The organism is Streptomyces halobius (assembly GCF_023277745.1).
Classification (GTDB): Bacteria; Actinomycetota; Actinomycetes; order Streptomycetales; family Streptomycetaceae; genus Streptomyces; species Streptomyces halobius.
This window is the reverse complement of the sequence record NZ_CP086322.1, coordinates 7768787-7780963: the sequence shown is the minus strand read 5'-3', so window position 1 is coordinate 7780963 and position 12177 is coordinate 7768787. Positions and strand designations below refer to the sequence as shown.

General features: G+C 74.3%; 7 protein-coding genes. 2 read left to right on the top strand and 5 right to left on the bottom strand.

What is annotated here, in order from left to right; translation table 11 throughout:
• Together K9S39_RS35230 and K9S39_RS35225 are read right to left on the bottom strand one after the other, a co-directional pair.
• Positions 1 to 2295: a HAMP domain-containing protein gene (locus K9S39_RS35230; protein ID WP_248869100.1), complete on the bottom strand. Its 2295-nt coding sequence runs from the start codon at positions 2293 to 2295 to the stop codon at positions 1 to 3.
• A 179-nt stretch (positions 2296 to 2474) separates the two neighbouring features.
• Entirely contained in the window at positions 2475 to 3692 is a 1218-nt protein-coding gene (locus K9S39_RS35225; protein WP_248867377.1) for a CapA family protein, read from the bottom strand.
• 95 nt (positions 3693 to 3787) lie between these two features.
• On the opposite strand from K9S39_RS35225, the gene K9S39_RS35220 reads away from it, so the two are divergent.
• Both K9S39_RS35220 and K9S39_RS43170 read left to right on the top strand, forming a co-directional pair.
• Positions 3788 to 4675 (top strand): hypothetical protein, encoded by an 888-nt coding sequence (locus K9S39_RS35220; protein WP_248867375.1) that lies wholly within the window; start codon positions 3788 to 3790, stop codon positions 4673 to 4675.
• Between the two features lie 93 nt (positions 4676 to 4768).
• Entirely contained in the window at positions 4769 to 4933 is a 165-nt protein-coding gene (locus K9S39_RS43170) for a hypothetical protein (protein ID WP_406708071.1), read from the top strand.
• Positions 4934 to 5402: 469 nt separating this feature from the next.
• Here the strand turns inward: K9S39_RS43170 and K9S39_RS35210 are convergent, their stop codons facing one another.
• From K9S39_RS35210 to cobT, 3 genes are all read right to left on the bottom strand, one after another.
• The gene (locus tag K9S39_RS35210; protein ID WP_248867374.1) at positions 5403 to 6293 is read right to left on the bottom strand and encodes a TrmH family RNA methyltransferase; all 891 of its coding nucleotides are present in this window, start codon (positions 6291 to 6293) and stop codon (positions 5403 to 5405) included.
• Positions 6294 to 6346: 53 nt separating this feature from the next.
• Positions 6347 to 7591, bottom strand: coding sequence for a uroporphyrinogen-III C-methyltransferase (gene cobA, locus K9S39_RS35205; RefSeq protein ID WP_248867372.1), 1245 nt, complete (start codon positions 7589 to 7591; stop codon positions 6347 to 6349).
• A 193-nt stretch (positions 7592 to 7784) separates the two neighbouring features.
• Positions 7785 to 12164: a nicotinate-nucleotide--dimethylbenzimidazole phosphoribosyltransferase gene (gene cobT, locus K9S39_RS35200; RefSeq protein ID WP_248867371.1), complete on the bottom strand. Its 4380-nt coding sequence runs from the start codon at positions 12162 to 12164 to the stop codon at positions 7785 to 7787.
• Positions 12165 to 12177 lie beyond the last annotated feature (13 nt).

Genomic DNA, 12177 nt, shown 5'->3' with positions numbered 1-12177 from the left:
TCAGTTCCTTGGGTCGCTGGTCGGGGCGGGCCGGCCGGCGGGCGCGGACCTGGCCGGCAGTCGCTGCCGGATCAGCTCCAGGCTGCGGCTGACCGCGCCGACCTCGTCGTGGTGGCGGGGGTAGAGCACCGTGCGGCGGTCGCCGGCGGCCAGCGTCTCGGCCTGCCCGGCCAGTTCGCGCAGCGGCCGTACGACGACGATGTGCAGCCAGCCGAGGCAGGCCGCGGCCGCGGTCAGCCCGAGCAGACCGGCCAGCAGGGAGCGGTGCTCGCGGATGGACTCCGGGGTGTCCAGATGGGTCGCGGACTGCCAGCTGACCACCGTCCAGCCGAGCGGTTCGGCGACGCCGCCGCCGGTGAACGGAGCGGCCGCGGCGACCTTGGCGCCCTCGCCCGTACGGGAGAGGATGCCGCCGGCCCGTTTCGCGCTGCCGGCCTTGAGGTTGACCGCCGTCACCAGGCGGTCCAGCCGCTCGGCGGGCAGGTCCTGGAACGCCCGGTAGCCGGTGTTGCCGCCGATGACCCGGTGGTCGGCGTCGACCAACCGGATCTGGCCCAGGCCGGGCCGCTTGAGCAGCGCGTTGAGGAAGTCGATACGGAATTCGCCGACGACGGTGGCGCCCTTGCGGCCGGGCACCGATGCAGCGCCGACGATCACCGGCTCCTTGCCATGGTCGTTGACGACGGCGAGCTGCCGGTCGCGGCCGGCACCGTCAGTGGCGCGCGGGTCCTCGCCGACCCGGCTGAGCACACCTCCGTTGGCGTCCACGACGTACAGCGACCGGTAGCGGTGGTGCTCGTACAGGGTCCGGTGCAGGAGGGTTTGGGCCTGGCCCGCCGTGGTGTCCGCGCCGAGGAGCGAGGCCACCGACGTCAGGTCGGTGTGCCCCTCGTTGAGTGCGCGGCGCACCCGGTCGGCGAGGGTGTCGGTGCGTTCGCGCTGGTCGTTGACGAGCTGCTGGGGGACGGTGACCGTGCCGTCGGTGCGGTTGAGCAGAAAGCCCAGGGGCGCGGACCAGGCCAGCAGCAGACAGGCGCAGACGGCCAGCAGGCCGCGGGTACCCGTCTTGCCGAGTAGGCGAAGGCCCGGGATCCGGCGCGGACCGGCGGCCGGACGGTGCCGGTGCACCGCGTCCGGGGGCCCGGACGCGAAGGACGCGTGCTCCGGCCGCTCCCCGAGCAGCTGGCCGCGCAGGCTCTCCAGTGCGCGGCCGATCCGGGCCGCTTCGCCGTGCCGGGGGACGCGCACCGGGCGGGCGAGGTCGCCGCGGGAGAGGCGGCGGCTCTCCAGGAACAGCTGGAGCAGCGGCCGTTGGACGGTGCCCAGCAGCAGCCCCACGGTCAGCGCGCCGATCAACAGCAGCGCCGCCGCAGCGAGCAGGCCGAACAGCGAATCGGCGGTACCACCGGGCTCCTCGGTCACCGGGACCATGGCGACCACGGTCAGCCCGAGGCCCGTGGCGGTGGAGTGCTCCTTGGGGTCCGTGGTGGCGAGGGTGGCGTAGCCGGCGACCGCCCGCTCCCCCGCATGGGCCTCGCCGGTCAGGCTCCCGCTCACGCCGGGGAAGCCGCCCGAGCCGAGCTCCTTGGCCTTGGCCGGGTGCTGGGCCGCCTTGACGGCGGCATCGCGGGCGAACGCCGACAGCTGGCGCCGGGACCGGCCGGCCTCCTTGCGCTGGAGGTCGGTCAGCACCTGCTCGGGCTCCGGGATGCCGTCGCTGCTGAGGACCGTGCCCTTCGTGTCGACCACCGCGATGGAGCGGAACGCGCCCAGGCTGATCCCGGGGACCTTCAGACTGCTGGAGCCGACGAGGAGTTGCTGCGGTCGGCCCTCCCAGGAGAGCAGGGCGAGCGAAAGCAGCCGGGTCTCGCCGTTGCGCAGCCGGACCATCCGCGGGGCCAGGCCGCCGTCATCGGCGAGTTTCGTACGGTCGATCGCGGCCAGCGGCAGCGATTCGCCGCGGGCCGCGCGCAGCTTCCCGGAGGCGATGTCGACCACGGCCGTGCCGCGCCACTTCTCGTAGACGTTGCCGAGGGTGTCCAGGACGTGGTCGGCGTCGGCCGGCGGGCCCGCGGAGGCGAGCGCGGCGGCGCGCTGGAAGTCGGTGACGCTCTCGTCGAGGGAGGCCCGCAGCGCGATGGCGCCGTCCTCGGCGAAGTGCTGCTGGGAGGTGAACACCGCCTTGGGGACGCTCTCCTGGGAGCCGCCGAGTCCGACGGCGGTGAGTCCGGCCAGCGCGAGCAGCAGCGCCGACAGCACCGCGATCGGCGGGCGGATACCGCCCAGCAGCGACATATCGGCCCTGCGGCGGGCCTTTTGCCGCCGCCTCGCGCGCGAAGCGACCACCAGGGGATTCCTTTCGGGAGAACGAAGAGTGAGTGCCGGGAAGGCGTACGGGCGGAGGCAGCGGCCGGACGGGGGCGTGCGGAAGCGGCCCCGTGCAGTGGGGCTCCGTCAGCCGGGCGGCCGCGCGCTCAGCCGGGCAGTTCGGTGAGCGGCCGCAGACCGTCCTTGGCCGCGCCGCGGTTGAGCAGTGTCCCCTCGGTGCGCTCGAACGCGACCTGGTAGCGGGCGCGTTGCCGCTCGCTCAGCCGCCGGTCGTCGCGCAGCGCGGCGGCCACGTCGACCAGCCGGTGGTCCCTGGGCGCGCCCGGCTCGCGGGCCGGCTCCGCCTCGTCCGGGGCCCGGTCGTCCGGCGGGATCTCCACGAGGGTGGGAACGAAGCGCGCCGCCACATCCCAGCCCCCGCTGTCGCGCCGGGTGAACTCGAACCAGCCGATGGCGCCTTCCTCGGTGAGCCCGGACGGTACGTCGTGCCGGGCGAGCTGATTGCCCAGCCCGTACGCGATCCAGGTGCCGTTGACCTTCTCCATCGGCTGGACGACATGCGCGTGATGGCCGATGACCAGGTCGATACCGGTCTCCTTGGCGATCCGGCGGGCCAACGCCACTTGGGGCGCGGAGGCTTCCGGATGGTGCTCGCGGCCCCAGTGGATACTGAGGACGACCACCTCGGCGCCGGCCTTGCGGGCCGCGCGCTCGGCGGCGGCGATCCTGGCGAAGGAGGTTTGGTTGACCAGCCAGGGCTTGTCCTCGGGGACCTCGCGGCCGTTGAAGCCGAAGGCGAAGGAGAGCTGGGCGACCTTGACGCCCTTGACGTCCATGATCAGCGGCCGTTGGGCCTCGGCCCGGCTGCGCGCCGAGCCGGTGTGCCGCAGTCCGGCCTTGTCCAGGGCGTCCAGGGTCCGCCGGACACCGGCCGGGCCGTGGTCGAGGGTGTGCTGGGAGGCGGTCGAGCAGGTGTCGTATCCGGCGCCCTTGATCGCGGTGGTGATCTGCGGTGGTACGAGGAAATCCGGGTAGCTCTGGAAGGGGCCCTTCGGGCCGCCGACGACCGGTGCGAAGTGGCAGACCGCCAGGTCCGCGCGGCGCAGCACGGGAGCCACCCCAGCCATAATCCTGGTGAAGTCCGGAGGTGTGTCGCCGTCTTCCGTGCCGCCCGCGTCCCGCCGTGCCTGGCCGGTGAGTTGCGGGTGGATGAGGATGTCGCCCCCGGCGGCCAGCGTGAACGCGGTCGGCGCCGCCTCCGCCTGCGCTCCGCCCAAGGGGAGAAGCCCACAGCCGGCGGTGGCGCTCACAGTGAGCGCGAGCACTGCACGGCGGAACGGGCGAAAGCGGGTGGAACGGTTCATCACCCCACTATTCTTATCACTATATGAGACTCTTCTTTACCAAATCCCTGCTACCTCCGGTAACCACCATAAAGCTCGGACTGTCCGTAACGTCCTTGATATTGCTCGCCTCGGCCTGCGGCACACCACCCGCGGAGACGGCACCACCGACGCACACGACACCGCATCCCACCACCGTCGACCTGGAAGCCCGCATCACCGCGTTCACCTCCGGACTCGACGAGCGACGCCACTACCGGCCGCCCGGCTACCGCGAACGGACCGCGGTGGCCAAGGGCACCGCCCTGCTGCTCGACGGCCGGCGACGCGACGCCGGTCGCGAACTGGCCCGCGCCGGCTATGCGCTGACCGAGCTGACCGACCGCCCCTCCGGCCGCCGGTACGCCGAGATCGCCGAGCGCACCGGGGCGCAGCCCGCGCGCGGCTGGGGCCGCGTCTACGTCGAGCTGAGCAGCGCACCGAAGTGGTCGGTCCAGGTTCCGCACCCCGTCGCCGACGCCCGCAGCGAGATGCCGGCCGTCCGGCTCGTCCGGGCCGCGCCGGGCGGTGTCCTGGTGCTGGCCGGCGCCCACCGCACGGCGGGCCGGGGCAATGCGGCGGATGTCGCACACCGGACGGACACCGTCTTCCACACCGTGGTGCGCGCCCTCGTCGACCGCAAGCTTCCCGGCGTCCAGCTACACGGCTTCGCCGACAAGTCCGCCCCCGGCTTCGACGTCGTCGCCTCGACCGGGGCGGGCACGGCCGCGCTGGCCGACGGCCGGTCGTTCGCCGATGCGATGCGGGAGCAGGAGCTGCGGATCTGCCGGGCCTGGGCGCGGCGCTGCGAGCTGGCCGGGCGGACCAATGTGCAGGGCCGGGCCGCGGCGGCCGCCGAAGTGCCGTTCCTGCACGTCGAGTTCAGCCGGACGGTACGCGACGACGAGACCCGGATCCGGAAGGTGGTGCGGTCGTTGACCAAGCTGGTGAAGCGCTGGAGCTGAGCCCTGCCACGGACGGACCGCCGGGGGCCGCCCGGCCGTGGGAGGTGTACGCCGTGGATTCTTCGGATTCCTTGGTCATCGTCGATGCCGCGAATGTCGTCTTCTCGATGCCCGACGGCCGGTGGCGGGACCGGCACGGCGCTGACGACCGCTGCGTATCTCGCGGGCGACGCCATCGCCTCGTCCTCCGAGGTATCGGCGCTGCTGCTGACCGGACGGCGGCTCGTCGAGGCGGTGCTGTCGAGGCTTCGTATCTGATCGTCCGGGCCAAGACCCGCGCTGCCGACCGCGCGACCGAGCGGGAGACCGCGGAGCGCAGGAGGACGTCGGTCGCCGCCGCGCGCCGGGCAGGTGAGCGGGAGTACCTGGCGACGTTGCACGACACCGCGAGCGCCACGCCGTTGATGGTGCACGATGGCGGCGGCCGGCGGTCGCAGCGCCCGCCACGGTGCCGAACTGGTCGTCGCCGCGCTGAACATGGCCGCGGCCGCCCGTGGCGGCGACATCCGTGGCAGATCTGTTTACGGTGAAGAAGACCCCACTGCACCTCTCGGGCGCCGTCGAGGGCACGATCGCGATGGCCACTCCTGTGGCCATCGGCATCCTCGCCGGGAGCACCCACCTCGGTGGCGAGGCGGCGGGTCCGAGCGCCCCGGGCAGACCGCTCGGCCACCAGGCGCAGTGCGGCGGGCGGCAGCCACCCGCCGTGCCGATCGGGTGTCGGGGCTCACCTGAGCCTCGTCGCGTAGAAGGCCACGGCGGAGGCTGCGGCGACGTTGAGGGAGTCCACTCCTGCGGCCATCGGGATCCGGACCCATTCATCGGCCGCGCGTAGGGCGTCGACCGACAGCCCGTCGCCTTCGGTGCCGAGCATCAGGGCCAGCTTCTCGTACCGGCGGGCGGACAGTTCGTCAATCGTGATCGACTTCTCACCGAGGCACAGGGCAGCCGTCACGAAGCCGTGCTGACGGAACAGCTCGATGTCCTTCGGCCAAGAGGTCAGCCGGGTCCAGGGAACGTGGAAGACAGCGCCCATCGACACCTTCACGGCCCGCCGGTAAAGGGGGTCAGCGCAGCGTGGCGTGAGGAAAACAGCGTCCACCCCCAGAGCGGCTGCGTTGCGGAAGGCAGCCCCCAGATTCGCGTGATCAACGATGTCCTCGAAGATGGCGACGCGCTGACCTGCACTCCTTTGGAGACCCAAAGGCAACATCGCCCCGATGTCGGTGTGGTCGTTGACCGCTTCCATGACGACGATGCGGCGGGCGGTGCCGAGCAGTTCGGTGGGGTGCGGGAGCGGTTTGCGCTGCATGGAGGCCAGGGCACCGCGGTGGACGTGGTAGCCCGTCACCCGCTCGGCGAGGTCCGGGCTGACCGCGTAGACCGGTGCCGGGACCTCGTCGATGACATCGCGCATGACGTCGATCCACTTGGCCGAGAGCAGCATGGAGCGCATCTCGTAGCCGGCGTGCCGGGCGCGCCGGATGACCTTCTCGCCCTCGGCGATGAAGAGCCCTTCGGCGGGCTCGCGGCGGCGCCGCAGTTCGACGTCGGTGAGGCCGGTGTAGTCGCGCAGGCGCGGGTCGTCCGGGTCATCGACGGTGATGATGTCTGCCACGGGGAGATAGTGCCTTGTCGGTGTCGAGGTTCCCATGCCGCGTAGGCGGGTGGTCACCTGTCGGTACGGTCGGTGGCGGCGGCCGCGACCCCGACGACGTCGCCGATGACGATGACCGCCGGGGGACGGACGCCCTCGGCCCGTACGGCCTCACCGAGGGTCGCGAGGGTGGCGTCGACGCGGCGCTGGGTCGCGGTGGTGCCTTCCTGGACTACAGCGGCGGGGGTGTCGGCGGGGCGGCCGTGCTCGATGAGCTTGGCGGCGATGGCGGCGCTGTTCTCGACGCCCATCAGGACGACGAGGGTGCCGCGCAGCTTGGCGAGCGACGGCCAGTCGACCAGCGAGCGCTCGTCGTCGGGGGCGACATGGCCGCTGACCACGGTGAACTCATGGGCGACGCCGCGGTGGGTGACGGGAATGCCGGCGGCACCGGGGACGGAGATGGTGCTGGAGATGCCGGGCACGATGGTGCAGGGGATACCGGCCTCGGCGAGCGCCTGGGCCTCTTCCATGCCACGGCCGAACACGAACGGGTCGCCGCCCTTGAGGCGCACCACGGCCTTGCCGGCCTTGGCGTGCTCGATCAGCGCGTTGTTGATGGCCTCCTGCGCCATGAAGCGGCCGTAGGGGATCTTCGCGGCGTCGATCACCTCGACGTGGGGAGGAAGTTCGGCGAGGAGATCGCGGGGGCCCAGGCGGTCGGCGATGACGACGTCGGCCTCGGCGAGGAGGCGGCGGCCGCGGACGGTGATCAGGTCCGGGTCGCCGGGGCCGCCGCCCACGAGGGCCACGCCCTGGGCCCTGGTGCGGTGGTGCGGGGCCGCGATGCTGCCGTCCCGCAGGCCCTCGACGATGGCGTCGCGGACGGCGGCGGAACGGCGCGGGTCGCGGCCGGTGAGCACCGCGACGGTGACGCCCTCGCTGTGGCCGGTGGCCGGGGTCCAGGCGGTGGCCGCCTCGGCGTCGTCGGACCGTACGCACCACACCCGGCGGTCCTCGGCCTCCTGGGAGGCGACGGCGTTGGCCTCCGGGTCGTCGGTGGAGATCAGTGCGTACCACGCGCCGTCGAGATCGCCCGGCCGGTAGCGGCGGCGCTCCCAGCGGATCTCGCCGGTGTCGGCCATCGCCTCGACGGAGGGGGTGGCGGACGGGGAGATCAGCAGGACGTCGGCGCCGGCGGCGATGAGCGCGGGCAGCCGGCGCTGGGCGACCTGGCCCGCCCCGAGAACGACCACGCGGCGGCCGGACAGCCGCAGTCCGACGGGGTAGGCGGCGTGTTCGGCGACGTGCTCAGCCATGGCGGTACGGCTCCTTGTGCGGGTGGTGCGAGATCGGCCGCTGCGGCGCTGGAGCGGCTGGTGAGCGGTGGTACGCCCCGGGAACCCCCGGCGAGGCACCGGGCCCCCTGGTGAGAGGTTATGGCCCCGGCCCACAGCCTATGGGGCTGCGGGCCGGGGGTCATCGGGGACGGCCCGCTGCCGCCGTCCCCGGTCAGCTCTTCTCCGTCACTCCGGCGGAGTCGAAGGTGGCGACCTCGTGCATGGCGCGGGCGGCGCTCTGCACCACGGGGAGCGCGAGCAGCGCGCCGGTGCCTTCGCCGAGGCGCAGATCGAGATCGACGAGCGGGCGCAGGCCCAGCTTGGTCAGCGCCGCGACATGGCCGGGCTCCGCGCTGCGGTGGCCGGCGATGCAGGCGGCCAGCGCCTCGGGGGCGATGGCGCGGGCCACCAGGGCGGCGGCGCCGGGGCTGACGCCGTCGAGGATGACCGGGGTACGCAGCGAGGCGCCGCCGAGGATCAGGCCGACGAGGGCCGCGTGCTCCAGTCCGCCGACCGCGGCGAGCACCCCGACGGGGTCGGCCGGGTCGGGCTGGTGGAGTTCCAGGGCGCGGCGGACGACATCGACCTTGCGAGCGTGCGTCTCGTCGTTGATGCCGGTGCCGCGGCCGGTGACCTCGGTCGGGTCGGCGCCGGTGTAGACGGCGATCAGGGCGGCCGAGGTGGTGGTGTTGGCGATGCCCATCTCGCCGGTGAGCAGCACCTTGTTGCCGGCCGCGACCAGGTCGCGGGCGGTCTCGATGCCGACCTCGACGGCCTTCAGCACGTCCTCTTGGGTCATCGCCGGGCCCGCGGTGAAGTCATCGGTCCCGGGGCGGATCTTGCGCGGCAGCAGTCCCGGGGTGGCCGGGAGGTCGCCCGCCACGCCGACGTCGACGACGCAGACCTCGGCGCCGACCTGGTTGGCGAAGGCGTTGCAGACCGCGCCGCCGCCCAGGAAGTTGGCGACCATCTGTCCGGTGACCTCCTGGGGCCAGGGGGTGACGCCCTGGGCGTGCACACCGTGGTCGCCGGCGAAGATCGCGACGGCGGCCGGCTCCGGGATGGGCGGCGGGCACTTACGGGACAGCCCGGACAGCTGCGCGGAGATGATCTCCAGCATGCCCAGCGCCCCGGCGGGCTTGGTCATCCGTTTCTGGCGCTCCCATGCCTCACCGAGTGCCTTGGCGTCCAGCGGGCGGATGCCGTGGAGGGTCTCCTGGAGCAGGTCGTGCGGGTCCTCGCCGGGCAGCGCGCGGCGGCCGTACGTCTCCTCGTGGACGACCCAGGACAGCGGGCGGCGCTTGGACCAGCCGGCCTGCAGCAGCTCGGGCTCGTCCGGGAACTCGTCGACGTAACCGAGACAGAGATAGGCGACGACCTCAAGGTGCTCGGGCAGGCCCAGTTCGCGGACCATCTCCCGCTCGTCGAAGAAGCTGACCCAGCCGACGCCCAGGCCCTCGGCGCGCGCGGCGAGCCAGAGGTTCTCGACCGCCAGCGCGGAGGAGTACGGGGCCATCTGCGGCTGGGTGTGGCGGCCGAGGGTGTGCCGTCCGCCACGGGTGGAGTCGGCGGTGACGACGATGTTCACCGGCGTTTCGAGGATCGCCTCGATCTTCAGCTCGCGGAACTGCTTGGCCCGCGCTTTGGGCAGCGATTTGGCGTACGCCTCGCGCTGCTGCATGGCGAGCTGGTGCATCTTCTCGCGGGTCTCGGCCGAGCGGATCACGACGAAGTCCCAGGGCTGGGAGTGGCCGACGCTGGGGGCGGTGTGCGCTGCCTCCAGGACACGCAGCAGCACGTCGTTGGGGATCGGATCGGCGCGGAAACCGTTGCGGATGTCGCGGCGTTCGCGGATCACACGGTGCACGGCGGCGCGCTCGGAGTCGTCGTATCCGGCGGCCGGGGGCTGGGCCGGGGCTCCGTCGGCGTCCGGGGGGTTGTCCGCCGCCGGGCCGTCCTGGTCCTGGTCCTGGTGTGCAGCAGCAACGGGGGTGCCGGCCACATCGGAAGGCGCTGCCGTCTCGGAGGCGTCGGCGCCGTCCTGCCGGGGCGCGTGTTCCGGCCCGTGCTGGTCCGTGGCCTGGGGCTGATGGTGCTCCTGGCCTGCGGTTTCCTGGCCCTCGGCCGACTGGCCGTCGGCTTCGTGGATCTCGTCTCCGCGGCCCTCGTCTTCGTGGCCCTCTCCGAGCTGGACGAGTTCTGCGCCCTCCTGATGGGGCGCCGCCTCGGCGGGAGCGCCGTCGGCCGGGGGCCCGGCCTGGGGCTGCTCGCCTTCGGCGGCCTGGCCGCCGTCGGGCCCGACGGACGGGGGCTGGGGGGAGGGGGCGTCCGCACGGGGCTGCTCGGCGTTGGCGGCCGGGGCGGGCACCGGCTGGGGTGCGGCAGTCGGCTCGGCGGCCCCGGGTGCGGCGCCCTGGGGTGCCTCGGGTACCGCGTCGGTCGGGCCGGCCGGATGGTTCGCCTCGCCGACGTTGCCGGAGGACGGTACGGGCTGCTGCTCGCCGGGGGCGACCGGGCCCTGGGCCGTGGCCTCCGGGGCCGGGACCTCGCCGGTCTGCTGCACGGCGGGGTCCACGGGCGCACCGGGCTTCGGCTGTCCGGCCTCCTGAAGCAGGGCTTCGGGCTGCTCTACAACGGCCTGCGCCTCGGGTGCGCCGGCCTCGGCCTGGGGCATCGCGACGGGTCCCTGGGGCGCGGCGGCGTGCATCGGGATGGCCGTGGCCGCCGGGACGGTCACGGGAACGGACGGTGCGCCGCCCCGCGCCGCCGGGTGGCGCTGTCCTTCGACGGCCTCCACGGGCCGCCCGGGCATGGCCTCGGCCTGGGCGGGCTGCGTCGGCTCGGCAGACGGAGCGGCCTCGCCGACGGCCTGCGGGGCCTGGTCGGCGACGGCCGGCTGCGCCTGCGCTTCCGCGGGAGCCTGGGCCTGCGCCGTCTGAGGCAGCGCCGCTCGGTCCGCGGCAGGCCGCCCCGCCGCCTCGGCCTCGACGGCCTGGCTCTGCTCCACGGGCTGCTGCGCAGCCGCGGCGGCGGCCTCGGGCTGCTGGGCGGGGACGGCACCGTCCGGCGCGGCCTCGTGAGCTGCCTCCGGGGCGGGCTGGACGTCCTGACCTGCCGTCGCCGCGTCCGGAACCACGTCCTGCGGGTGCTGAGGCCGCGCCTCCACCGGGGCCGCGGACCGCTGCCCTTCCTGGACGGCGTCCGCGGCGACCGCCCCGGCATCCGGAGCGCCCTGAGCCGGCATCGGCTGCGGCTGCTCGACGGGCAGCGCGACGCCCGGCGCGGCGGACGACGACACGGGCCCGGCGGCCGACGGCTGGGACCCGGCAGGCGCGACCGCGTTGTCGGACGCGGGCGGCCGCTCGGACGACACCGGCTCAGCGGACACGTCCGGGCGGCCGACGGCAGCCGACTGGTCGGACGCGACCGGCCGGTCGGCCGGAGCCGCCTCTCCCCCGCCCTCAGGAGCCGCCTCGCGCGCGGCCACGGCACCGGCCTCGGCGGGCGGCGCCACCGCAGCGGGATCGGCCGCCTCCGCCACCGGGGCCGCCACCGCCTGCGCGGACGCCTCGCCCCACGGCGGGACCTGTGACGGGATCTCACCGAGCTGCGGGCCCGGCAGCGGGCCCTGGCCCGCGGCGCCGTAGGACTGCTCGGCGTACACCTGGCCGCCGTAGGGCTGCTCACCGTACGACGGGGCCGCGGACGGCTGCTCGGCGTACGCCACATCGGCGAAGTTCTGCTCGGCGTGGGGCTGCCGACCTGGCGCCGTCTGCGGCTCGGCCGGCGGGGCGGCGGCGGGCTGCTCGGCCGGGGCGGGTGCCGGGCTCTCGGCGGGGGTGTCGAAGTACTCGGGGCCGGTGACCTGTGGTCCGGCGTGCCGCGCGGCGTTCTGCGGGGGCGTGCCCGCAGGCCCGCGGTCGGCGAGCGAGCGAACGACGCCGCCGGTCGGGTCCGGGACGGGCGGGCCCATGTGCAGCGGGCGCCGGGTGGGCACGGTGGGGCGGGTGGGGTCTGGTTGCGCCAGCGCTTCGGGCGCAGTCGGGCGGGTGGGCTCCGGTGGCGCCGGCGCCTCGGGCGCGTTCTGCGGACGTTCCTGCTGCGGCGGTGCGGCGGGCTGCGGAATGCGGACGGCGCTGAGGTCGACCGAACCGGAGTCCCGGCCGCCGCTCTCATGGTCGCCGCCCTGCGCGGGCACCGGCGCGAAACCGGCGCCCGGGGCGGCGAACGGTACGCCCTGTCCCGGTACGCCCTGCTGCGGCGGTTGGGCCGGCGCCTGCTGGTGGGTCTCGTGCGGCTGCGGGAGCGGCTGCTGTGCCTGCTGCTCGCTCCAGGCGCCCTGGGCACCCGGCATCAGCAGCAGATCGTCGTCCTCGGCGGCACCGTCGGCCGGGTCGAGGTAGGGGTAGGCGTCGGGAGCGGGGACGCAGCCCTGCTGTTCCATCGGTCCGGCGTCGGCAGGGAAGGGAACGGACGCCGGCTGTGGCTGCCCGGGATGTCCGCCTGCGTTCTCCGGCTGTCCCTCGCCCGGGACCTGGCCGGTGTCGGTCATGCGTACCCCTCGC

What these genes read in the sequence shown, in the direction of transcription:
- K9S39_RS35230 (WP_248869100.1), bottom strand. Translation starts at nt 2,295, where the DNA reads ATGTCGCTGCTGGGCGGTATCCGCCCGCCGATCGCGGTGCTGTCGGCG.
- K9S39_RS35225 (WP_248867377.1), bottom strand. Translation starts at nt 3,692, where the DNA reads ATGAACCGTTCCACCCGCTTTCGCCCGTTCCGCCGTGCAGTGCTCGCG.
- K9S39_RS43170 (WP_406708071.1), top strand. Translation starts at nt 4,769, where the DNA reads ATGTCGTCTTCTCGATGCCCGACGGCCGGTGGCGGGACCGGCACGGCG.
- cobA (WP_248867372.1), bottom strand. Translation starts at nt 7,591, where the DNA reads ATGGCTGAGCACGTCGCCGAACACGCCGCCTACCCCGTCGGACTGCGG.
- cobT (WP_248867371.1), bottom strand. Translation starts at nt 12,164, where the DNA reads ATGACCGACACCGGCCAGGTCCCGGGCGAGGGACAGCCGGAGAACGCA.